Below are 23537 nucleotides of genomic sequence, written 5' to 3'. Positions count from 1 at the left end.
GCCCTCGGCCCTGCCGCCCACGGTGGCCCTCGGCCCTGCCGCCCTCGGTGGCCGTCCCGCTCTCGTCGCCTTCTCCTCTCTCGGAACCCTTGGCCCTCCGTCCTCGGCGCCTTCCCCCTCTCGGCGCCCTCCGTGGATTCGAGCACCCGAGGACCCGCCGGGACACCGTCCCCCTCCGCAACCCGTGCCCCCTCCTTCCGAAAGGACCCCGCCGTGATCGTCGTCGCCGGTGAGGCACTGATCGACCTGGTGCCCGAGGCCGCCGGAAACGCCTCGGCCCCGCTGTTGCCCGCCCGCGGCGGCGGGCCCTACAACACGGCCATCGCGCTGGCCCGCCTCGGCTCCCCGGTCACCTTCTGCTCACGGATCTCGACGGACGCCTTCGGCACGTCGCTGACCGACCGTCTGCGTGAGGAGAGGGTGTCCCTCGGCCTGGTGCAGCGGGGTCCGGAGCCGACGACGCTGGCCGTCGCCGCCATCGACGCGGGCGGCTCGGCGGCGTACTCCTTCTACTGCCGGGGCACCGCCGACCGTCTCTTCACCCTGCCGGACGCGCTGCCCGCCAAGACCCGGGCGGTGTCGTTCGGCACCTGCTCCCTGGTACTCGAACCGGGGGCGAGCGCCTACGAGGCGCTGATGCACCGGGAGGGGCGGCGCGGGCGCTTCATCGCACTGGACCCCAACATCCGCGCCGGCCTCATCGACGACCCGGACGCCTACCGGGCCCGGTTCCGCCGCTTGCTGCCGGCCGTGTCCATCCTCAAGCTCAGCGAGGAGGACGCGCAATGGCTCGGCCACGACATCGACGGCTGGCTGGCAGCAGGCCCGGCCGCTGTCGTGGTCACCCGGGGCGAGGCGGGCCTGACGGTCCGCACGCGCGGCGGCAGTACGTACTCGGTACCCGGCGAGCCGGTCCGGGTCGTCGACACCATCGGCGCCGGCGACACCGTCAACGCGGCGATTCTGCACTCCCTGTCCGAACGCGGCCTGCTGTCCGCCGACGCCCTCGCCGGGCTGTCCGGGGACGGCTGGCACCAGGTGCTCCGCTTCGCCGCCCGCGCGGCCGCGGCCACCTGCGCACGGGCAGGGGCCGAGCCGCCCTTCGCGTACGAACTCCTGACCCGTCGCCCCCGCGGCACGCGGGCCCCGGCCCGTCCCACGAGCCGGGAGCCCTGATCCGGCCGGGCCCCCACCGGGAGCCTGATCGGCCGGGCCCTCAGCCGATGATCGCGACCGGGGCGTCCCATGCGTCACGGTCGACGGTGATGGTGTAACCGCCGCGGGTCTCCTTGCTGTTGACCATGTACTGGTGGCCCCGGCTGTGGTTGGTGAACTGGGTCGGCTTCCACGGCCAGTCCGTGGTCGTCGTGTTCTTCTTGTCCCACAGCGCGTACCAGAGGTTGCCCGGCAGGTCCGTCTTGTTCGTGGCGGTGGCGATGGCCTTGGCGCTGGAACTGCTGAAGCCGTAGAAGCCGGCGCGGTAGGTGGCGTTGCGCAGAGTCCGGGTGAAGGAGCGCACATACGTCAGGACGGCGTCGTTGCACGCCTTGTCGGTGATGCTGTACGGCTCCATGTCCAGGTAAATGGGGCTGCCGGCCTTCATCCCGAGTGCGGATGCCTTGGCGATCGCGTCCTTGGCGTTGCTCGCGCCGAGGGAGGAGGCCGTGGCGGAGGTGAACCTCTCGCGGTTCGCGCTCTTCTGGCAGGGCGGCTGCGCGCCGACGTAGAGCGGGATGAGCTTCCATCCGGTGGCGCTGACCGACTTCACCCAGGACTTGGTCAGGTTGGGCTGGGCACAGCCGCGGTTCTTTCCGCCGATGTAGACGGCTGCCGCTCCGTAGTACCCCGTGTGCCAGGCCTTCATCGCGCTGAGCGACGGCGCGGTGCAGGCGTCGAACGCCCGGCCGGTGTAGGTCTTCTGCGCCGGCCAGGCGGTGGCCGCCATGGACGTCTGTGCCGCGATCCCCCCGCCCGCGACGACGACAGCCCCCGCTGCCGCCCATGCAACGTAACGGCTCTTTCTGGACAGCCGATGTCTGGACATTCCCCACCCCATTCAGTGCGGCCCCCACGGCCGCATACGACGCAACCACCGACGGCGGCCGACAGGGACCTGTGACAGGGCCCCGTCGCGATCCTCGATCGTGTCGCAGCGCACAGGCACACAGGCGCCGCGGATCAATCGAACCGTGGTGTGGAACTGAAATATAAGTCCGGATTCACCGAACACCCGCCAGATCCGTCTCCCTTCGTTCGTTCACCGGCGAGGTGGCCCGCGCTCACGAGGCTCGGGCGGGTGTACCGGTCACAGGTCGGCCCTGTCGGTTCCTGACACTCACGCGGCCCAGGACCCAAGACCCGCCGCCCGCGACCCACGACACACGGCCTGCGACCAGCGACCAGCGACCAGCGACCAGCGACAGGATTCCCACCAACGGAACAGCTATGTCATCATGCGAAGACATCACATGATGACAAGCATTCCGGCGACAGGAGACCGACCCCGTGCATCCGACAGGCTCCCCCGCTCCCCCACCCTGGCGACAGCGGGCGCTTGTCCCGGTGCTGGTCTCTCTCTGCATGCTGGTCGCGATCATCAGCAGCCTCGGGGCCCCGCTGGTCCCGACGATCGCGGCCGTCGATCACGTGTCGGTCGCCGACGCGCAGTGGTCCCTGACCGTCACCATGCTGGTCGGAGCCGTGGCAACCCCGACGATGGGACGCCTGGGCGACGGCCCCCACCGCAAGAGGGTGATCCTGACCGGCCTCGGCGTGGTGCTCGCGGGGAGTCTGCTGGCGGCGCTTCCCCTGGGGTTCGTCTGGCTCATCACCGGCCGGGCGCTCCAGGGTGTGGGCATGGGCCTGGTGCCGCTGGCGATCGCCACCGCACGCGACTCGGTCCCGCCGCAGCGCGCCCGGTCGGCGCTGTCGACGCTGTCGCTCACCACCGCGGCCGGCGTCGGCATCGGCTACCCGGTCACCGGCATGCTCGCCGAGACCCTCGGCATGTACGCGGGCTTCTGGTTCGCCGTGATCGCGACCTCCCTGGCACTCGTCGCCGCCGTCTTCGTACTCCCGAAGACCCCGCCGCGCCCGGCCCGCCCGATGGACATCCCGGGGGCGCTGCTTCTGGCGTCCGGCATGAGCGGGCTGCTGTTCGCCCTCACGCAGGGGGAGCACTGGGGCTGGGGGTCGCTCCGGCTTCTGGTGCTCGGCGGCGCCTCCGTACTGCTGCTGCTCGGCTGGGTGCTGCACGGACTGCGTACCGAGCACCCGCTGGTGGATCTGCGGCTGGTCCGGGACCGTACGGTTTTCGCCGCGCACCTGACCACCATGATGGGCGGCATAGGCATGTACCTGCTCATCTCGCTCGTGACCCGGTATGTGCAGACGCCGTCGAGCGCCGGATACGGGCTGGGTGCCTCCGTGGTCGTCACCGGGCTGATCCTCATACCGTTCTCGGCGGGAAGCCTGGCGGCCGGCCGGGTCGTACGGATCCTGGTCCGCACCCAGCCGCCCGTCCGCATGCTGCCGGTGAGCTGCCTGCTGTCCCTGGCCGCCCTTCTGATGTTCGCGTTCGCCCATGACGGCCTGTGGGAGATATGCGTGACGATGGCACTGGCCGGGCTCGGCGTGGGGGTGAACTTCGCCGTCACACCCGGGCTCGTTGTGGCGAGTGTCCCCGCGCACGAAACGGGGAGCGCCATGAGTTTCAATCAGGTCGTGAAATACATCGGCTACTCGGCAGGCAGCGCTCTGAGCGCCGTGATCCTCCAGGCCGCCACCACCTCCGGACAGGGTCTTCCCCCCGAGAGCGGCTACCGCACGGGCGCGTTGACGGGCTGTGCGGTCTGGGCCGTCACGGCACTGGTGGCCTACGCACTGGTCCGTACGAGCAGAAGTGGCGCCTCGGCGCGGGTACGGAACGGGCGTCCGGCGGTGGCCGGCGCGGACGCGACCGGCGCGGACCTCGGTCCGGGGACCGGGGTGCAGCGGTGAGCAGCGCAACTCCCGCCCGCCGGCGCGACGCCGTCCGCACCCGCGAGCTTCTGCTGACAGCGGCGAGCGAACTGTTCGGGGAGCGGGGGTTCGACCGCACCACCATCCGGGACATCGGCCGGCGGGCGGGCGTGGACCCGACACTGATCGCCCGCTACTTCGGCAGCAAGACCCTGCTCTACATCGCCGCGCTCCAGGCGGAGGCGGGCGAGGTGGCGTTTGCCGACCTCTTCGAGGACGAACGGCTGCGCGAGGTCATCGACCGCTCCGACCGGCGGGGCCCCGTCCCGGTGCTCCAGGTCGCCGTGCAGCCGCTGAGCGACCCGGCGGCACAGCAGGCCACCCGCGCCGCTCTGCACACCCGGCTCGTCGAGCCCCTCCACGGACGCTTCGTGCGGGAGAACGCGGACCGGCCGAAACTGCGCGCCGAACTGGTGGCGGCCGCGATGACCGGGGTCCTGCTGGGCCGGCACTCCGGAGCCTTCGACGAACTCGCCGCCGCCGACCCCGCCGACCTGATCGAGCTGCTCCGGGACACCCTGCTGAACGAGGAGTAGCACCGCACGGCGCGATGCCCGCACCGGTATCGGCACGGTCACGGGGGCGCCCGCACCGCCACGGTCGCGAGGCCGCACACCTCCACGCGGCCTTCCGTCGCACGCAGAACGCACTCGGGTGCGCGGGGCCGGCGCGATCTGGCGCACCCACAGGTTCGATTGAGACGATCTCGACCGCGGTGGCGTGGCCGGACCGTGCGCATTCCGGCAAGCCCGGGCGCCACACGGGCAGCATCCGTCTCTCGGCCGCCGGCGATCCCGGGACACAACGGCCCCATTGCCTGCGTATGCACGGAGCGGTGCCGCCTCACAACGGCGATAACGCACCGCTCCGCGCCGTTCCACGCTGTCCGGATGCCACCGGACACGGCAGAGCGGACGGTGCGGGAAGAGCTGCGCGGGTAGCCATGCACCTGACGCCGGACTCAGGGCCGGCTCATCGCGCCGAAGCCGCCGCCTGGCGGGCCACCCCTGTTGTCCTGCGCGTCTCCCGGTGCTGTCCCGCGTATCTCCCCCGGCTCCCCTTGCCCGAAGCGGCCGGCCCCCGCCCGTCTGCCACCGGGCGCGCCTTCCGCACCGACGGCCCGCCCGCAACGGCACCACCGCCACGACGACCGGACCGCACCCGCTCGAAGGCACCCGTTCCGTCCACGAACCGCCGAAGTGAGGCCTCATGCGGATCGCCTATCTGCACCAGTGCGAAATTCCCTCGGTTTACGCCAACGGAGTTCACGTGATGCGCATGTGCGACGCCTTCGCGGATGCCGGGCACGACATCACCCTCTACGCCGGAACGGGAGACACGTCCATCGAGGACATCCACGCGTACTACGGCACCCGCAACCGCTTCCCGGTGCGCACCTTCGCCTACCCCCGGCTCCCGGTGGCAGGCCGTTGGCTCCGGGCCTGGCGGGTCCGCCGGGCTGTGCACCGATCCGGGGCCGTCGATCTGGTCTACGGCCGGGACCTGTACGCACTGGTCGCCTCGGCGGGCCTGGCACCGCTCGTCTACGAAACCCACCTCCTCCGGCCCGGCAGGGACCAGCGCCTCGTGGAACGGCTGCTGTTCCGGCTACCGGGCCTGCGCCGCGTGGTCACCGTCACCCGGGCGCTCGCCGAGGACTACCGCCGTACCGTCCCCCGTCTGCGAAGGCCCGGCGGGCCCGAGGTGGTGACCGCATCCGACTGCGCGGATCCACCGTCGGACAGCGGGCCCAGGGCGACGCTGCCGGGCCGGGTGAACGCCCTGAAGGTGGGGTATGTCGGACACCTCTACCCGGGCCGGGGCATCGACGTCATTCTCGCGGTGGCCGCCGCCCTGCCCGATGCCGACTTCCACCTGGTCGGCGGAACGGACGAGGACCTGGCCCACTGGCGGAGCCTGTCCCTCCCGCCCCATGTGTACTTCCACGGTCATCTGCCGCCCGCCCGGCTGCAGCCCTACTACCGCGCGTTCGACATCGTTCTCGCCCCGTACCAGCGGCGCGTCTCCACCGCCGGCGGCAGCGGCGACATCGGCCGCTGGGTCTCACCGATGAAGCTCTTCGAGTACATGTCGCACGAGAAGGCGATCATCGCCTCCGACCTTCCGGTGCTCAGGGAGGTCCTGACGGACGGCGTCAACTGCGTGCTCTGCCCGCCCGACGACGTCGCGGCCTGGGCGGCAGCCGTCAGACGTCTGGCCGACGACCCCGGGCGGCGCGTGTCCTTGGGCCAGGAGGCGGAACGGCAGGCGCGCACCACGTACACCTGGCGTGCCCGCGTGGACCGCGTCCTGCCCGGCCCGGACCGCGGACCCGTTCGCGGAAGCCGTTGATGCGGGCGGCCGTGACCGGTGCGGCCGGCTTCATCGGCTCCCACCTGTGCGCCCATCTGCTCGCCGCCGGAGACACCGTCGTCGGTGTCGACGCGCTCACCGACTACTACGACCCGATGCTCAAGTGGCGCAATCTGTCCGAGGCGCGCCGCTCCCCGGCCTTCTCCTTCCACCCCGTCGATGTGCTGGACCCTCGGCTCGACCCGCTGCTTCGCGACGTGGACGTCGTCTACCACCTGGCCGGGCAACCCGGCGTACGCCCCTCCTGGGGACGGGAATTCGAGCTCTACGTCCGCCGCAACGTGCAGGCCACGCAGCGTCTGCTGGAGGCCGTTCGTGACCGTCCGCTCCGCAAGTTCGTCCACGCGTCCAGTTCGTCGGTCTACGGTGACGCCCACCGCTGCCCGACCCCGGAGACCGCCCTCCCGCGACCGGTGTCACCGTACGGCGTCACCAAACTCGCCGCCGAGCATCTGTGTGAGCTGTACCGCACGACGTACGGCGTGCCCACGGCGTCCTTGCGGCTGTTCACCGTCTACGGTCCGCGCCAGCGCCCCGACATGGCCTTCGCCCGTCTGATCGCCGCCGCATCCGGTGGTCCCCCCTTCCCCCTCTACGGTGACGGTGGGCAGACCCGCGACTTCACCTACGTACAGGATGTCGTCGTGGCCATGCGGAACGCCGCCTGTTCCGGCTTCACCGGGATAGCCAACCTCGGCGGCGGCCGGCCGGTGTCCATGCGACAGGCGATCACCACCGTCGAGCGGGTCGCCGGACCGGTCGCTCTCGACCGGCGCCCCGCCCTGCCCGGCGACGCCCGGCACACCGGCGCCGACATCACCGTCGCCGCGCGCGGGTTCGGGTTCCGGCCCCGTACCCGGCTGGAGGACGGACTGGCGGCGATGGCCGCACTCGCGAGGCCGGGGGCGGTGGGGCCGGGGGACGCGAGTCGGGAGGGTGCGCTGGGCACCGACGCCGGGAAGCCGAGTGTCTGAAGCCGGCCCGCGATCCCTGGCGGGAGCGTTCTCGGCTCGGGAGGACGACGGGGTGAACACGAACGAACCGCCGCCGATGCGGCGGCACGATGACGTCCATATCGCCGAAGAAGGGGCAATGCCTTGTTGATCTGCGGAATCAAGGTGTCACACGACGGCGGCATCGCGGTGATCGACGGAAACCGTCTGCTCTTCAGCGTCGAGTCGGAGAAGATCGGCAACAGCCCGCGCTACAGCCCGCTGGGAGATCTCCGTCGGGTGTCGGACATCCTCGGTTCCGAGGGCCTGGACCCCGAGGACATCGACCGCTTCGTCGTGGACGGATGGAGGACGTCGGTCGCGAATCCCTGGGCCGTGTCCACGCTCAAGGACGGAGTGGCGACCGTCCTGCCCGTGGCGCCCTACGTGGACGGCTCGCTGTCGGACGACCCCGTGCACCGTTACGCGTTCACCGCGCACGACTTCAGCGTCAGGTCTCCGGGATACGTCAGCTACCACCACGTGACGAACCATGTGCTCGGCGCCTACTGTTCCAGCCCCTTCGCCGCGCAGGACCACGACGCCCTCGCGCTCGTGTGGGACGGTGGCACCACGGCCAGGCTGTACGAGGTCGCGCCGAGGCAGGGAGCCGTCAGGCCGGTGTCCGAGCTGCTGCCGTTCCGTGGAAGGCTGTTCGCTCTGTTCGCCGCCGGTCTCGGGCCGTTTCGGGCCGACCCCGAGGAGTCCGGCCCCGACGCCGACTGGCGCTACCGCTCCGTCCCGGGAAAGGCGATGGCCTACGCGGCACTGGGCCGGATCGAGCCGGACGCGCTTCCGGCCATGGACGCGCTCCTCGGCGGCATGAACGAGGCGGCCAGGGAGAGCAGCGCCGCTCTGGGCCGCGAGCTGGCCGGCCGGCGCGCGCGGTTCTTCCCGGGTCTGTCCGACGCCGATCTCATCGCGACCTTCCAGGAGTATCTCGGTCGCGCGCTCGTCTCCGCCCTCACGGCCGTGGTGCGTGACAGGTACCAGGACCGGTCTCCGCGCCTGGTCATGGCCGGCGGCTGCGCACTCAACATCAAATGGAACTCGGCTGTCCGGGCCACCGGGCTCTTCGAGGAGATCTGGATCCCGCCGTTCCCCAATGACTCCGGTGCCGCCATCGGCACCGCCTGCTGCGAGATGGTGAGCAGCACGGAACACCGTTCCCTCGACTGGGACGTCCACAGCGGTCCGCGTGTCGCCCTGGGCAAGGCACTGCCGGAGGGGTGGCGAGTGCAGGACTGCGACGAACGCCGGCTGGCCGAACTGCTGCACACCGACGGGTCCCCCGTCGTTGTCGTCTCGGGCCGGGCCGAGCTCGGCCCGAGGGCACTGGGGAACCGCAGCATCATCGCTCCCGCCACCGACGCCGGCACCAAGGGCCTGCTCAACGCGATGAAGGAGCGGGAGGCGTACCGCCCCGTCGCGCCGGTCTGTCTCGCGCACCGGGCGGGCGAGGTGTTCGACCCGGGCTGCGAGGACCCGTTCATGCTCTTCGAGCACCGTGTGCGGCCTCAGTGGGTGAAGCGCGTCCCGGCGATCATTCACCTCGACGGCACCGCGCGACTGCAGACGGTCAGTCCCACGTCGGACAGCGCCATCGCGCGCATCCTGACCGCTTACGAGGAACTGACCGGCATCCCCGTTCTGTGCAACACCAGCGCCAACCACAACGGGCGCGGCTTCTTCCCGGACGTCGCGTCGGCCGCCGCATGGGGCCGCGCCCGGTACATCTGGTCGGAGGGCCGCCTCTTCACCCGACCGGAGCGGGCTGAGCAGGCGTAGCCGTCCCGGTCACCGACCGGAGCGGGCTGAGCGAGCGCAGCCGTCCCGGTCACCCGCGCTCGGGCACACACGCGTTCACGCGAGGTCCGAGCACGGGGCCGAGCGCCGGACCGGCCGCCACGCCTATGCCGGAGTCGGGCCCGTGCTCTCGTTCCCTCCGGCTCCGGCGAAGGCTTTGAGCGGTTCGCCTCGCACGGATTCGGACACGAAGCCGTCCGGGCCGGCCGGGCGGTCGCCCAGGACCAGGACCCGGTACATCCTGCGCCGGTAGTCGGTGTAGTGGAGATCGGCGGGCTGGAGGTGGGCCACCGCCCGGTTGTCCCAGGCGACGACATCGCCGGGCTGCCAGCGATGCCGCACGGTGTATTCGGGGCGGCTGATGTGGGTGAAGAGCAGGCCGAGGACACTGTCGCTCTCCCAGGGGAGCAGGCCGACGAGGTGGGAGACGGACGCCGGCGGCAGGAACAGCGCCTTCTGCTTCGTCTCCGGGTGCACCCGGACCACCGGGTGCACGGTCAGCAGCGTGTCCTCGACCCGTTTCCGAATGATCTGAAGATCTTCGTCGTCGGAGAACAGCAACCGCACCCCCGCGTGCAGAGCATGCTCGGCCCTCAGGTGGTCGGCCAGTTGCCGCAGGGGCTGGGAAAGGCCCTCGTAGGCGGCGACGAGGTCGGTCCACTGGGTGTCGCCACCCCACTCCGTCGCCACTTCACATCTGAGCACGGAAATAGCCGGCGGATTCACGACTGCCGCGATGTCCACGTGCCAACCGGAGTCCTGGCGTTCCGACTTGCGGGCGAGCCGCTCCTCGAACCTGAGGCCCTGCCGGTCCCCTTTCGCGTCCGGGTCGACGACAAGGATCTCCGGGAATCCTTCCGGGTGTGTGCCGTGCTGCGGGCCGGGGAGGCGGGTCACCTCGCCGAAGCGACGCGCGAAAGCCACATGCTCGGCGTGGTCAAGGTCCTGACCACGAAAGAAGATCACCTTGTGGCGCAGCAGGGCCGCCCGGATCTCCTCCATGGCGCCCGCATCGAGCTCGGCCTCAGCCTTCAGATCCACCCCCCGAATGTCCGCACCGATTCTTCCCGCGACGCGACGTACATCAATTCTGGAAGCCTCTTCGGTCACGGTGCACCCTCCTCGGATTACACTCATGCTTCCCGCCGCCGGTTGCGATTCATCCCTGCGGAGCAAACGAATTCCGGACAGCTTCCCATGCGCTCATGCCGGGCATGATTCCCATAACAGCAAAAAGCATCCCATGCAGGGGCATTACTTGAGGGCTACTTGTCGAAAACGCCCCTCTTGAACGGGCGTCAGGCATCTGTACACTCAAAAATTATGCGCTATCTCTCGATGGGCACTTCGGGATTACAGGTCTCCGCGGTCGGCTTGGGATGCAACGAAATCGGGCGGTCCGTCGGGCTGGACCGGGCACGTCCGATGGTGCGCGCCGCATTGGACGCCGGGATCACCCTGTTCGACACGGCTGATGTCTACGGAAACTCCGAGTCCGTGCTCGGTGAATGCCTTCAGGGGCAACGGGAGCGCGTTGTCCTGGCGACGAAGTTCGGGCATCAGAAAATGGAGATGGGGTACGGACCCGCAGTCGGCGCCAAGGGTGGCCGCACTTACATTCGGCACGCTGTCGAGTCATCCCTCCGGCGCCTCCGTACGGACTACATCGACCTCTACCAGATTCATACACCGGACCCGCACACGCCCATCGAGGAGACACTCGCCGCTCTGACCGAACTGGTCCGGGAAGGCAAGATCCGGCATATCGGAAACTCCAATTTCACGGCCCGCCAGATCACTGAAGCCGCGGAAGCCGCCCGTTCGGGAGGATTCGAGCCTTTCATATCGGCACAGAACCACTGGTCGCTGCTCGACCGCGATATCGAGATCGAAGTCGTCCCGGCCGCACGTCGTTTCGGACTCGGAGTGCTTCCGTACTTCCCGCTGGCGAACGGCTTGCTGACGGGCAAGGTGCGGCGTGGCAGGGCCCTCCCGGAAGGGACCCGCATCGCGGAGAGCGCGTACCAGGTGACCGAGGAGCGACTCGACGTCGTAGAGGCGCTGACCGCCTGGGGCATGAGCCACGGTCGCAGCCTCTTGGAGATCGCGGTCGGCGGCCTCGCCGCGCTCCCGGGCTGCGGTTCGGTGATCGCGGGAGCCACGACGCCGGCACAAGTGAGCGCCAACGCGGCCACCGCGGAGTGGATTCCCTCCGCCCAGGAACTGAGGGAGATCCTGGAGCTGCTGTAGAACCCTGGGCTGCTGAGCCGGTGGGCGCCCCAGGGTTCCACAGCACCCTGGGGCCGCTGAGCCGGTGGGTGCCCAGGGTGCCTTCAGCCGTCGAGGGCTGCGGTGAGGCGGCCGAGGACGTGCCGGATGCCGGGCTGCCTGCCGGCCCCCGAGCGGTGGAGGGCATGGAAGCTCCGGAAAACCGGCACGCGCAACGTATGGATACTCAGGTCCGGTCCGGGGGTCGGCAACGCCATGCGGGGAATGAGGGCGACTCCCGCACTCTCACCCGCCTCAGCCCCAAGGGGCTCTCCGACGTCGAGATCCGGAAGGACGAACGCGCGGGAAGGACGAACGCGCGAAAAGTGCTCAGCGCCACGCGACGTCCGGGCGACGTGGAAGCACACCATGGTCGCGCCGCCCAGGATCGGACATCCCCAAGTGCGGGCGTCTCACCATGCAAGCGGATCATCCGTGGGGCGCACACCACGCACCCCACGGGGGAATGACCGAAACACCAGGTCACAGCCCCACGAAAGCTCACGAACAATCAGAACGCCGCACATCCGCTGCGCCGATTCGAGATGCCGGAGGACGCAAAGACCAAGTTTCCGCAGGTCAGAACGTTTCCGCAGGGTAAGACTGGTGGGGCGGGTGGGACTCGAACCCACGGCCGACGGATTATGAGTCCGCTGCTCTAACCGGCTGAGCTACCGCCCCGTTTCGGCGTGGCGCGTACATGTGTACGCGCCGTCTGCCGCAGCATAGCCGGTCATACGATCTCTCGCTGCGGGTGCCCGGCTACTCGTGACCATGAAGACCGCGCTGCTCGCTGCCCGGTTCCGGTTGGCGCGAAGTTGACGCGAAAGAGTCCCGCGAGCCTCACCCGCACCACGGGTACGGGGCCCCGACCGCCGCCCCACAGGAGGGGCGAAGCGCACGGAACGGGACGGATCCGGACATACGAAAAAGGACCCCGCAGGGTCCTCTTCCGTTCCGCTCCCCCGACTGGACTCGAACCAGTAACCCTCCGGTTAACAGCCGAATGCTCTGCCAATTGAGCTACAGGGGATCGCGCTCCCCCGACTGGACTCGAACCAGTAACCTGCCGGTTAACAGCCGGCTGCTCTGCCAATTGAGCTACAGGGGATTGCTGCGTTTTGCCTCGAACGCACCTCCCTGGCTACTGCCGGGCGGCGCGCGTTCGCTGCGACACATACATTAGCGCAAGCAGGGGGGTGCTTTGCCAATCGGTATCGCCCGGGGTGATCTCGGGCGCCCGCGGGTAGGCGAGCAGCACACGTCGCACGGAGCGAAGGAAGGGTGGCAGCCATGCGGTACCGGCTCACGTTCATCGCCGGAGTGGCCCTCGGTTACGTGCTCGGCACGCGTGCCGGGCGCGAGCGTTACGAGCAGCTGAAGAAGTCCGCACGCCAGTTCGCCCAGAACCCGGCCGTGCGCAACACCTGCGAGACGGCGGCCCAGAGCGGTCGCCAGTTCGCCGGGAAGGCGTACCACGCGGTCGAGGAGAAGGTCGGCGAGAAGGTGCCGGCGTCGGTGGCGGACCGGATGCGCTCGCTGCGCGGGCGCGGGGCGAACGGCGAGGACGACTGGGGGACGACCAACACCTGAGTCCCCGTCTCCACGTCTGCCGCACCGCCGGTCGGGAAACCTCCGGGGGTGCGGCAGAATCTGTGTATGGGCATAGTCGCCGGCTTGGACAGTTCTTCCGCCTTCACGCACATCGTGGTCTGCGATACGGACACGGGTGCCGTACTGCGCCAGGGATACGCCGCACATCCTGTCGACGCGAAGGCCACCGAGGTCGACCCTCAGGCGTGGCTGCTCTCCCTCGGGGAGGCCGCCGGCGGCGGGCTCCTCGAAGGGGTGCAGGCCATCGGTGTGTCGGCGCAGCAGCACGGGCTCGTGCCGCTGGACCGCCAGGGCAATCTCGTGCGCCCCGCGCTGCTCGGCAACGACCGGCGGGCGCAGGTCGCCGCCGCCGATCTGATCGACGGGCTCGGCGGACGGCAGACATGGGCGGAGGCGGTGGGGTCGGTGCCGCAGGCCGCACAGCCCGTGTCGAAGCTGCGCTGGCTGGCGCGGACCGAGCCGGACATGGCGGAGCGGGTCGCCGCCGTGCTCCAGCCGCACGACTGGCTGGTGTGGCAGCTGCTGGGCCGGCCCGCCCGGCGGACCACCGACCGGGGGGCCGCCTCCGGGACGGGTTACTGGTCGGCGGGCAGCGAGTCGTACCGGCCGGATCTGGTGGAGCTCGCGCTGGGGCACCAGGCCGCGCTGCCGGAGGTGCTCGGCCCGTCCGACGCGGCCGGCACGACGCCCGAGGGGCTGCTGATCTCCGCGGGTACGGGCGAGACGATGGCGGCGGCGTTCGGGCTGGGGGTCGCGGTCGGCGACGCGGTGGTTTCGCTGGGGGCCTCGGGTTCGGTGATGGCGGTGCACCACGAGGCGCTGGCCGACCCCACGGGGATGATCACCTCCTTCGCCGACGCCACCGGGATGCACCTGCCGGTGGTCCACACGTCGAACGCGGTACGCGCGCTGCGCGGCACCGCCGAGATGCTGGGGGTGGACGGGCTGGAGGAGCTGTCCGCGCTGGCGCTGAAGTCGACGCCCGGTTCCTCGGGGCTGGTGCTGCTGCCGTATCTGGAGGGCGAGCGCACCCCGCATCTGCCGCACAGCGCCGGGACGCTGAGCGGGCTGCGGCGCGAGTCGATGAAGCCGGAGCACCTGGCGCGGGCCGCGTTCGAGGGGATGCTCTGCTCGCTGGCCGACGCGCTGGACGTACTGCGCGGCCGCGGGGTGGAGGTGCGGCGGGTGTTCCTGCTGGGCGCCGCCGCCGAGCTGCCCGCCGTGCAGGGGCTCGCGCCCGCGCTGCTGGGCACCCAGGTGGTCGTACCGCAGCCGGCGCAGTACGCGGCGCTCGGTGCGGCCCGGCAGGCGGCCTGGGCGCTGGGGGTCTCCCAGGGATCGCTGGACGCCCGCACTCCCCCGCCGTGGCAGGGCGCCTCGGCGCAGGTGCTGGAGCCCGGCGACGAGCTGCCGGTCGGCCAGGCCGTGCGCCAGCAGTACGTGGCGACGCGGGACCAGATCCACCCGGGGGCGTTCGACTCCGCCGCGCGCTGAGGCGATAGCCGTCGGTGACGGGGCCGGGCCCTTCGGAGGTCAGGCCCCGGGCAAATGTGGACCCGGTCTGTTTTTTGACCTGGACTTGAAGAAAAACGTTAGCGGTCCCGGTGAGCGGTGTCCGAAAATAGGTCGACTCCCGACCTCGCCGACTCCGAGAGACACGCGTGCTCATAAAACTCCTGCGGGCCTATCTCGGTCCCTACAAGAAACCGATCGCGCTGCTGGTCGTCTTCCAGCTGCTGCAGACGTGCGCCACTCTCTATCTGCCCACCCTGAACGCGGACATCATTGACAACGGTGTCGTCCAGGGGGACACCGGCTACATCGTCCAGTACGGCGGCGTGATGATCGTCGTCAGCATCGCCCAGGTGGTCTGCAACATCGGGGCCGTGTACATCGGCGCCCGCACCGCTTCCGCGCTCGGCCGCGACGTCCGGGCCTCGGTCTTCGACCGGGTGCAGTCGTTCTCCTCGCGTGAGGTCGGCCGGTTCGGCGCACCCTCGCTGATCACCCGTACGACCAATGACGTGCAGCAGGTCCAGATGCTGGCCCTGATGACGTTCACGCTGATGGTGTCGGCGCCGATCATGTGCGTCGGCGGCATCATCATGGCACTCGGCCAGGACGTCCCGCTGTCCGCGGTGCTGCTCGCGGTGGTCCCGGTCCTCGGTATCGCGGTGAGCTTCATCGTGCGGAAGATGCGCCCGCTGTTCCGGACGATGCAGGAACGGCTCGACACGGTGAACCGGGTGCTGCGCGAGCAGATCACCGGCAACCGCGTCATCCGCGCCTTCGTACGCGACGGCTACGAGGAGAAGCGCTTCCGGGGCGCCAACACCGAGCTGACGGACGTGGCACTGTCCACGGGCCGGCTGATGGCGCTGATGTTCCCGATCGTGATGACGATCGTGAACGTGTCGTCGATCGCCGTCGTCTGGTTCGGCGCGCACCGGATCGAGAGCGGCGGGATGGAGATCGGCGCGCTGACGGCGTTCCTCTCCTATCTGATGCAGATCGTCATGTCGGTGATGATGGCCACCTTCATGTTCATGATGGTGCCGCGTGCGGAGGTCTGCGCCGAGCGCGTCCAGGAGGTCCTGGAGACCGAGTCCAGTGTGGTGCCGCCGGTGGACCCGGTGCGGGAGCTCACCGCCCGGGGGCATCTGGAGGTACGCGGTGCGGACTTCCGCTACCCCGGCGCCGAGGAGCCTGTGCTGCGCTCGGTGGACCTGGTGGCGCGGGCCGGTGAGACGACCGCGATCATCGGGTCGACGGGCAGCGGGAAGTCGACCCTGCTCGGTCTCGTACCCCGGCTGTTCGATGTGACGGACGGCCAGGTGCTGGTCGACGGGACGGACGTACGGACGCTGGATCCGGTGCTGCTGGCGAAGACCGTGAGCCTGGTCCCGCAGAAGCCGTATCTCTTCTCCGGGACGGTCGCGACGAACCTGCGGTACGGGAACCCGGACGCGACGGACGAGGAGCTGTGGCACGCGCTGGAGACCGCGCAGGCCAAGGAGTTCGTCGAGGGGCTGGAACAGGGGCTCGACGCACCGATCGCGCAGGGCGGGACCAATGTCTCCGGCGGGCAGCGGCAGCGCCTTTCGATCGCCCGGACGCTGGTGCAGCGGCCGGAGATCTATCTCTTCGACGACTCCTTCTCGGCCCTGGACTACGCCACGGACGCGGCGCTGCGCACGGCGCTGCTGCGGGAGACGTCCGGCGCGACCGTGGTGATCGTCGCGCAGCGGGTGTCCACCATCCGCGACGCCGACCGGATCCTGGTGCTGGACGAGGGCCGCGTCGTCGGTTCCGGCAGCCATCACGAGCTGATGGAAGGCAATGAGACATACCGGGAGATCGTTCTCTCCCAGCTGACGGAAGCGGAGGCCGCGTAATGGCCGGGCCTGGCGGACGCATGATGGCGGGCAGGGCCCCGACCGAGCGGTCCATGGACTTCAAGGGCTCGTCGAAGCGGCTGCTGAAGCGCTTCGCGGCGGAGAAGGCCACCCTGTACGTGATGCTGGTGGCCGTCGCGCTGAGCGTGGCGCTCTCGGTGGTCGGCCCGAAGATCCTCGGCAAGGCGACCGACCTGGTGTTCGCCGGTGTCGTCGGCCGGGGGATGGAGGCGGGGACGACGAAGGAGCAGGCCGTCGACCGCCTGCGCGGAAGCAACAGCTCGCTGGCCGACATGCTCTCCAAGGTGGACTTCACCCCGGGGCAGGGCATGGACTTCGACGCGATCGGCCGGGTGCTGCTCGTGGCGCTGGCCGTGTACGTCGGCGCCGGGCTGCTGATGCTGGTGTCGACGCGGCTGTCGATCCGGGTGATCAACCGGGTCGTCTTCCGGATGCGCGAGGACATCCAGACGAAGCTGTCGCGGCTGCCGCTGTCGTACTTCGACCAGCAGAAGCGCGGCGAGGTGCTGAGCCGGGCGACGAACGACATCGACAACATCTCGCAGACGATGCAGCAGACCATGGGCCAGCTCATCAACTCCCTGCTGACGATCGTCGGCGTGCTCGTGATGATGTTCTGGATCTCGCCGCTGCTGGCGCTGGTCGCGCTGCTGACGGTCCCGCTGTCGGTGATCGTGGCGACCAAGGTCGGCAAGCGCTCCCAGCCGGAGTTCGTCCAGCAGTGGAAGGTGACGGGCAAGCTCAACGCCCACATCGAGGAGATGTACACCGGGCACACCCTGGTGAAGGTCTTCGGGCGGCAGAACGAGTCGGCGCGGGACTTCGCCGAGCAGAACGACGCGCTGTACGAGGCCGGGTTCAAGGCGCAGTTCAACAGCGGGATCATGCAGCCGCTGATGATGTTCGTGTCGAACCTGAACTATGTGCTGATCGCTGTCGTCGGCGGGCTGCGGGTCGCCTCGGGTGCGCTGTCGATCGGTGGTGTACAGGCCTTCATCCAGTACTCGCGGCAGTTCTCCATGCCACTGACCCAGGTCGCCTCGATGGCGAACCTGGTGCAGTCCGGGGTGGCCTCGGCCGAGCGGATCTTCGAACTGCTGGACGCCGATGAGCAGGGCGCCGACCCGGCGAAGGACGAGGCGGAGTTCCCCGGGGAGCTGCGCGGCAGCGTGTCCCTGGAGAACGTGTCGTTCCGCTACGACCCGGAGAAGCCGCTCATCGAGAACCTGTCGCTGAACGTCGAGCCGGGCCACACGGTCGCGATCGTCGGCCCGACCGGCGCGGGCAAGACGACGCTGGTCAATCTGCTGATGCGGTTCTACGAGGTGACCGGGGGCCGGATCGCGCTCGACGGGGTCGACATCGCGAAGATGTCGCGCGACGACCTGCGCTCGGGGATCGGCATGGTCCTCCAGGACACCTGGCTGTTCGGCGGGACCATCGCGGAGAACATCGCCTACGGCGCCTCGGGCGACGTCACCCGTGAGCAGATCGAGGAGGCGGCGCGGGCGGCCCACGCCGACCGCTTCATCCGCACCCTGCCCGACGGCTACGACACGGTGATCGACGACGAGGGCTCCGGGGTCAGCACCGGCGAGAAGCAGCTGATCACCATCGCGCGGGCGTTCCTGTCCGACCCGGTGATACTCGTGCTCGACGAGGCGACCAGCTCGGTGGACACCCGTACCGAGGTGCTGATCCAGAAGGCGATGGCCGGTCTCGCACACGGCCGTACGAGCTTCGTGATCGCGCACCGGCTCTCCACCATCCGGGACGCCGACGTCATCCTGGTGATGGAGAACGGATCGATCGTCGAGCAGGGCACGCACGACGAGCTGCTGGCGGCCGAGGGGGCGTACGCCCGGCTGTACGCGGCCCAGTTCGCGCAGGCGGTCGCCGAGGTCGACTGAAGCGTGTTTCGAGGTTGCCGGGACCGCGCGTCGGTCCGGGCAGCCTCGGAGCCGGCCGGCGGGCGCGTCAGTCCAGGTAGCCGCGGAGCTGGTCGGCGAAGGCGTGGTCCCGCAGTTTGTTGAGGGTCTTGGACTCGATCTGCCGGATGCGTTCGCGGGTCACGCCGAAGATCCGCCCTATCTCCTCCAGTGTGCGCGGCCGCCCGTCGGCCAGCCCGTAACGCAGCTGCACCACCTTGCGCTCACGCTCGCCGAGGGTCGAGAGCACCGCTTCCAGGTGTTCGCGCAGCAGCAGGAAGGCGGCGGACTCCACGGGCGAGGCGGCGTCCCCGTCCTCGATCAGGTCGCCGAGCGAGACATCGTCCTCCTCGCCGACCGGGGCGTGCAGCGAGATGGGTTCCTGGGCGAGGCGCAGCACCTCGCCGACTCGTTCCGGTGTCAGGTCGAGCTGGGCGGCGACCTCCTCGGGCGTCGGCTCGTAGCCGCGCTCCTGGAGCATCCGGCGCTGGACCCGGACGACCCGGTTGATCAGTTCGACGACGTGGACCGGGACCCGGATGGTCCGTGCCTGGTCGGCGAGGGCGCGGGACATGGCCTGCCGGATCCACCAGGTCGCGTAGGTGGAGAACTTGTAGCCTCGGGCGTAGTCGAACTTCTCCACCGCCCGGATCAGTCCGAGGTTTCCCTCCTGGACCAGGTCGAGCATGGTCAGTCCGCGGCCGACGTAGCGCTTGGCCACCGAGACGACGAGGCGGAGGTTGGCCTCGATGAGGCGCCGCTTGGCCATCCGGCCGATGACGACGAGGCGGTCCAGGTCGACGGCGAGGCGGGTGTCCGGATCCGGGGTGCGGGCCAGGCGCTCCTCGGCGAACAGGCCGGCTTCGACGCCACGGGCGAGCTCCACCTCGTCGGCGGCGGTGAGCAGCGGGATGCGGCCGATCTCGCGCAGGTACTGCCGGAACAGGTCGGACGACGGACCGCCGGTGTCCGGGCGGCTGCGCGGTCCGGGCGGCTCCGGCTCCTCCATGACGGCCTCGGGCGGTCCGGGCGGGTCCGGCGGCGCATCGGGCGGGTCCGGCGGCGCGGCGGGCGGGTTCTGCGCGGCGGGCGGGAGTGTCGGCGGGTCCACAGCGGCCTCGGGATGACGTACGGCCCGGGTTTGCGCGGGGACGGCCGGGACACGCTCGGTTTCGGTCACGGTCCGGGTCTGCACGGGGGCGACCTCCAGGTGATCGCTGCCGGACCGCGGGGATGGAGGACCACCGTTCGGTGGGCCGGTCGCGCTCCGATGACTCAGGCACCGCCATCCAGTGTGGGGTACGACACACAGCTGCCACGAGGGGCGTGCGGGGACTTTCTGAGCGGTTACCCGGGCGGCGCGGCGCCGTCAGAGCGCGTCGGCGCCGTTGTTGCGCAGGGACTGCGCGTACTGCTGAAGGACCCAGACCTCGTTCTGTGCGGCGGCCAGGTGGTCCGGGGCGACATTGCTGCCGAGCCGGGTGAGGCTGCCCTGGACGTCGTCGATCCGGCGGTCGACGGCACGCAGGCGGACCTTGACCAGGTGCTCGCCCGCGTACGCCTCGTCGATGGACTTGCCGTGGAAGACCTCGACCGCGAGCTCGGTGACGAGCTTGCGCACCGTGTCATTGGGTGTCGCGTCGAGCACCTGGACGAGATACTCGCGGGTCTCGGGGACGCCGAGCTCCGCGCCGCCCGCCTCCGCGATGCACTGGCGGACCGCCGCGTACGGCGGGGCGGTGAACTCGTCGACCCCGTAGGCGTCGAAGGCCGGGGAGACCAGGGCAGGCTTCTGCAGGGCGAGCTTGAGCAGCTCGCGCTCGGTGCGGTGGGCCGGGCTGCGGAGGTTGAGCGCGGGGCCCGAAGGGGCGGCGGGCGCCTGGATCTCCTGGCGCCGGGCGCCGCCGCGCGACGCCGGTGCGGGACCCCGGTCGCCCCTGCCGCGGGCCCACTGGGCGAGCTGGTTGACCCGGTGCACGACGTACTCCTGGTCCAGGATGCCGACGAAGCCGGCCAACTGGACGGCGACCTCGCGCTGCACGCTGCCCGTCTTGATCTTCGCGACGACCTGGGCGGCCTCGTCGAGTGCCGCGGCGCGGCCGGCCGGGGTCTCCAGGTCGTAGCGGGCGACGATCTGGCGGAGCGCGAACTCGAAGAGCGGGGTGCGGGGTTCGACCAGGTCGCGGACGGCCTCGTCACCCTTGACGAGGCGCAGATCACACGGGTCCATATTGTCCGGGGCGATCGCGATATAGGTCTCGGCGGCGAACTTCTGATCGTCCTCGAAGGCCCGCAGGGCGGCCTTCTGACCGGCCGCGTCCCCGTCGAAGGTGAAGATCACCCGGGCGCTGCCGTTGTCCATCAGGAGGCGGCGCAGGATCTTGATGTGGTCGCCGCCGAACGCCGTACCGCAGGTGGCGATGGCTGTGGTAACCCCGGCGAGATGGCAGGCCATCACGTCCGTGTAGCCCTCGACGACGACGGCCCGGCTGGACTTCGCGATGTCCTTCTTGGCCAGATCGATGCCGTACAGCACCTGGGACTTCTTGTAGATCGGGGTCTCGGGGGTGTTCAGGTACTTCGGCCCGTTGTCGTCGTCGCGCAGCTTGCGGGCGCCGAAGCCGACGATGTCGCCCGCGGTGTCGCTGATCGGCCACATCAGCCGGCCGCGGAAGCGGTCGATGGGGCCGCGCCTGCCGTCCTGGGAGAGGCCGGAGGTGATCAGCTCCTTGTCGCTGAAGCCCTTGCCGCGCAGATAACGGGTGAGGTGGTCCCAGCCCGCCGGGCTGTAACCCACGCCGAAGTGGGCCGCCGCCGCCTGGTCGAAGCCGCGCTCGGCGAGGAACTTGCGGCCGATCTCGGCCTCGGGGCCGTCCAGCTGCTCGACGTAGAACTGGGCGGCCACCTTGTGCGCCTCGACCAGCCGGATCCGCTCACCGCGCTGGTGGGAGGGGTTGTACCCGCCCTCCTCGTACCGCAGGGTGATGCCGGCCTTCGCGGCCAGCCGCTCGACGACCTCCGCGAACGTCAGGTGGTCGATCTTCTGCACGAAGGCGATCGTGTCGCCGCCCTCCTGGCAGCCGAAGCAGTGGAAAAGACCCTTGCTCGGACTGACCTGGAAGGAGGGGGACTTCTCGTCGTGGAAGGGGCACAGACCCTTGAGGTTGCCACCGCCCGCGTTCCGCAGCTGGAGGTACTCGGAAACGACGGCGTCGATCGGGACCGCGTCCCGGACCGCCTTCACATCGTCGTCATTGATCCTGCCTGCCACGAGTGAAGTCTACGGGTGAGGTGGGACAGGCGGGGCCGGGCCCTTGGGCGGGCGGCAGCGGTGTTCTTGGCCTCGGGGGCCCCGTCTGTTGCCCCGGTCCGGGGCTGGGGTCTTTGTCCTCAATCGCCGGACGGGCTCGGTGCGGGTGCTCCGCGGGGTGCGTTCTGTCCGGTGGGTGGGGGTGGGGTCCCTCCGGGGCGTCTCCTCAGAAATGGCGTGTTCACCCGGGAACGCGAAGGAACCCGGGTCGTACGCCATTCCCTGCGGGGACTCCCCTGCACGCCCCCACCCAGCCCCGTCGCCCGTCTGCACCCCGGTGGGACGACCCCGCAGACAAAGGACACACCGGCCCCGCGACTATTCGCAGACGCACGACCGGACCCCCACCCACCGGGACAGACGCGCACCCCGCAGGGGACCCGCACCCACGGAGCGACCCGCGCACACCAAGCCCGTCCGGCGATTGAGGACGGAACCCCCGAGCCCGGGCCGGGGCAACGGGCAGGATCCCGCCGCTCTCAGATCAGTGAGTCCAGGGGCGCCGACGGGTCGGCCAGCGCGTCCGGGTCGACCGGCTGTCCGGCCTTGATCAGCTCCTGGATGGTCTCCGTGACGTCCCACACATTCACGTTCATCCCGGCGAGCACCTTGCGGTCCTTCAGCCAGAACGCGATGAACTCGCGCTTGCCCGCGTCACCGCGGATCACGACCTGGTCGTAGCTGCCGGGCGGTGCCCAGCCGGAGTATTCGAGGCCGAGGTCGTACTGGTCGGAGAAGAAGTACGGCACCCAGTCGTAGGCGACGTCCTGGCCGAGCATGGCGCGGGCCGCCGCCGGGCCGCTGTTCAGCGCGTTGGCCCAGTGCTCCACCCGCAGCCGGGTGGAGAGCAGCGGATGGGCCACGTTGGCCACGTCTCCGGCCGCGAAGATGTGCGGGTCGCTCGTGCGCAGCGCGGCGTCCACGGCGATGCCGCCGCCCTGGGCGCGCGGGGCGATGTCGAGTCCCGCGGCCTCGGCGAGCGCTGCGCGCGGGGCGGCGCCGATCGCGGCGAGGACGTCGTGGGCGGGGTGTTCCTCGCCGTCGTCGGTACGGACCGCGAGGACCATGCCGTCCTGGCCGATGATCTCGGTGAGGCGGCCGCCGAAGTGGAAGCGGACACCGTGGTCGCTGTGCAGGTCGGTGAAGATCTGGCCGAGCTCGGGGCCGATGACCTTGAGCAGCGGGGTCGCCTCCGGTTCGACGACGGTGACCTCGGCCCCGTATCCGCGGGCCGCCGCCGCGACCTCCAGACCGATCCAGCCGGCGCCCGCGATCACCAGATGGCCGTTGTCGCGGCCGAGCGCGGCCAGCACGTTGCGCAGCCGGTCGGCGTGGGCGAGGCGGCGCAGATGGTGGACGCCCGCCAGGTCCGTGCCGGGGATGTCCAGGCGGCGCGGTTCGGCGCCGGTGGCCAGGAGCAGCTTGTCGTAGTGGATGACGGTGCCGTCGCCGAGCTCCACGGAGCGGGCGTCGCGGTTCAGCGCGGTGACGGGCTGGCCGAGGTGGAGCTCGACGTCGGCGCCCGCGTACCAGGCCGTCTCGTGGACGAAGACACTGTCGCGGGCCTCCTTCCCGGCCAGGTAGCCCTTGGAGAGCGGTGGGCGTTCGTACGGATGGTCCCGCTCATCGCCGATCAGGATGACCCGGCCGCTGAAACCCTCCGACCGGAGCGTTTCCGCTGCCTTCGCTCCGGCCAGTCCTCCGCCGACAATGACGAACGTCCGATGTGCGTCGACCACTTGATGCCTCCTCGGTACTTGCTGCGCGGCGCCAACTGCGAGCGTCCCGCACGCAGCGTGATGGCGAAAGG

General features: G+C 70.1%; 16 protein-coding genes and 3 tRNA genes. 11 read left to right on the top strand and 8 right to left on the bottom strand.

Going from position 1 to position 23537, the window contains the following annotated elements:
• The first annotated feature begins 213 nt into the window (after window positions 1-213).
• A complete protein-coding gene (locus tag ACZ4LX_RS16960; protein WP_467642044.1) occupies window positions 214-1176 on the top strand; it encodes a carbohydrate kinase family protein in 963 nt (320 codons plus the stop codon).
• Window positions 1177-1216: 40 nt separating this feature from the next.
• On the opposite strand, the gene ACZ4LX_RS16955 is transcribed toward ACZ4LX_RS16960, so the two are convergent.
• Window positions 1217-2044, bottom strand: a complete 828-nt coding sequence (locus ACZ4LX_RS16955) for a glycoside hydrolase domain-containing protein (RefSeq protein ID WP_467642046.1) — start codon at window positions 2042-2044, stop codon at window positions 1217-1219.
• A 461-nt stretch (window positions 2045-2505) separates the two neighbouring features.
• Between ACZ4LX_RS16955 and ACZ4LX_RS16950 the strand changes: the two genes are divergently transcribed.
• From ACZ4LX_RS16950 to ACZ4LX_RS16930, 5 genes are all read left to right on the top strand, one after another.
• Window positions 2506-3999 (top strand): MFS transporter, encoded by a 1494-nt coding sequence (locus ACZ4LX_RS16950; RefSeq protein WP_467642048.1) that lies wholly within the window; start codon window positions 2506-2508, stop codon window positions 3997-3999.
• On the top strand, window positions 3996-4556 hold the full coding sequence (locus ACZ4LX_RS16945; protein WP_467642050.1) for a TetR family transcriptional regulator: 561 nt from the start codon (window positions 3996-3998) through the stop codon (window positions 4554-4556). The genes ACZ4LX_RS16950 and ACZ4LX_RS16945 overlap by 4 nt, the downstream gene beginning before the upstream one ends.
• Window positions 4557-5292: 736 nt before the next feature.
• Entirely contained in the window at window positions 5293-6372 is a 1080-nt protein-coding gene (locus ACZ4LX_RS16940) for a glycosyltransferase family 4 protein (protein WP_467642210.1), read from the top strand.
• Entirely contained in the window at window positions 6372-7367 is a 996-nt protein-coding gene (locus tag ACZ4LX_RS16935; RefSeq protein ID WP_467642052.1) for an NAD-dependent epimerase/dehydratase family protein, read from the top strand. The genes ACZ4LX_RS16940 and ACZ4LX_RS16935 overlap by 1 nt, the downstream gene beginning before the upstream one ends.
• Before the next feature lie 123 nt (window positions 7368-7490).
• Entirely contained in the window at window positions 7491-9173 is a 1683-nt protein-coding gene (locus tag ACZ4LX_RS16930) for a carbamoyltransferase N-terminal domain-containing protein (protein WP_467642054.1), read from the top strand.
• Between the two features lie 123 nt (window positions 9174-9296).
• On the opposite strand, the gene ACZ4LX_RS16925 is transcribed toward ACZ4LX_RS16930, so the two are convergent.
• Window positions 9297-10328 (bottom strand): TauD/TfdA dioxygenase family protein, encoded by a 1032-nt coding sequence (locus ACZ4LX_RS16925; protein ID WP_467642056.1) that lies wholly within the window; start codon window positions 10326-10328, stop codon window positions 9297-9299.
• 186 nt (window positions 10329-10514) lie between these two features.
• On the opposite strand from ACZ4LX_RS16925, the gene ACZ4LX_RS16920 reads away from it, so the two are divergent.
• Window positions 10515-11441 (top strand): aldo/keto reductase, encoded by a 927-nt coding sequence (locus tag ACZ4LX_RS16920; RefSeq protein WP_467642058.1) that lies wholly within the window; start codon window positions 10515-10517, stop codon window positions 11439-11441.
• Window positions 11442-12063: 622 nt separating this feature from the next.
• On the opposite strand, the gene ACZ4LX_RS16915 is transcribed toward ACZ4LX_RS16920, so the two are convergent.
• The 3 genes from ACZ4LX_RS16915 to ACZ4LX_RS16905 form a co-directional block, all read right to left on the bottom strand.
• Window positions 12064-12140: transfer RNA gene (locus tag ACZ4LX_RS16915), tRNA-Ile, on the bottom strand.
• Window positions 12141-12419: 279 nt separating this feature from the next.
• A tRNA-Asn gene (locus ACZ4LX_RS16910) sits at window positions 12420-12492 on the bottom strand.
• Window positions 12493-12497: 5 nt separating this feature from the next.
• Window positions 12498-12570, bottom strand: a tRNA-Asn gene (locus tag ACZ4LX_RS16905).
• Window positions 12571-12752: 182 nt separating this feature from the next.
• On the opposite strand from ACZ4LX_RS16905, the gene ACZ4LX_RS16900 reads away from it, so the two are divergent.
• From ACZ4LX_RS16900 to ACZ4LX_RS16885, 4 genes are all read left to right on the top strand, one after another.
• Entirely contained in the window at window positions 12753-13052 is a 300-nt protein-coding gene (locus tag ACZ4LX_RS16900; protein ID WP_467642212.1) for a YtxH domain-containing protein, read from the top strand.
• Between the two features lie 66 nt (window positions 13053-13118).
• Window positions 13119-14567: an FGGY family carbohydrate kinase gene (locus tag ACZ4LX_RS16895; RefSeq protein ID WP_467642060.1), complete on the top strand. Its 1449-nt coding sequence runs from the start codon at window positions 13119-13121 to the stop codon at window positions 14565-14567.
• A gap of 167 nt (window positions 14568-14734) precedes the next feature.
• Window positions 14735-16468, top strand: a complete 1734-nt coding sequence (locus ACZ4LX_RS16890; RefSeq protein ID WP_467642062.1) for an ABC transporter ATP-binding protein — start codon at window positions 14735-14737, stop codon at window positions 16466-16468.
• The gene (locus tag ACZ4LX_RS16885; RefSeq protein WP_467642064.1) at window positions 16468-18399 is read left to right on the top strand and encodes an ABC transporter ATP-binding protein; all 1932 of its coding nucleotides are present in this window, start codon (window positions 16468-16470) and stop codon (window positions 18397-18399) included. The genes ACZ4LX_RS16890 and ACZ4LX_RS16885 overlap by 1 nt, the downstream gene beginning before the upstream one ends.
• Before the next feature lie 67 nt (window positions 18400-18466).
• Here ACZ4LX_RS16885 and ACZ4LX_RS16880 read toward each other — a convergent pair whose 3' ends face one another.
• From ACZ4LX_RS16880 to ACZ4LX_RS16870, 3 genes are all read right to left on the bottom strand, one after another.
• Window positions 18467-19612: an RNA polymerase sigma factor gene (locus tag ACZ4LX_RS16880; RefSeq protein WP_467642066.1), complete on the bottom strand. Its 1146-nt coding sequence runs from the start codon at window positions 19610-19612 to the stop codon at window positions 18467-18469.
• A gap of 174 nt (window positions 19613-19786) precedes the next feature.
• Window positions 19787-21688: a DNA primase gene (gene dnaG / locus ACZ4LX_RS16875; protein WP_467642068.1), complete on the bottom strand. Its 1902-nt coding sequence runs from the start codon at window positions 21686-21688 to the stop codon at window positions 19787-19789.
• A 518-nt stretch (window positions 21689-22206) separates the two neighbouring features.
• Complete coding sequence (locus tag ACZ4LX_RS16870; protein WP_467642070.1) at window positions 22207-23466, bottom strand: NAD(P)/FAD-dependent oxidoreductase; 1260 nt, start codon at window positions 23464-23466, stop codon at window positions 22207-22209.
• Window positions 23467-23537 lie beyond the last annotated feature (71 nt).

Source organism: Streptomyces sp. NPDC026062, from assembly GCF_055568375.1.
Note: the sequence above shows the minus strand (reverse complement) of the source record. Positions and strands in the feature narration are given on the sequence as shown.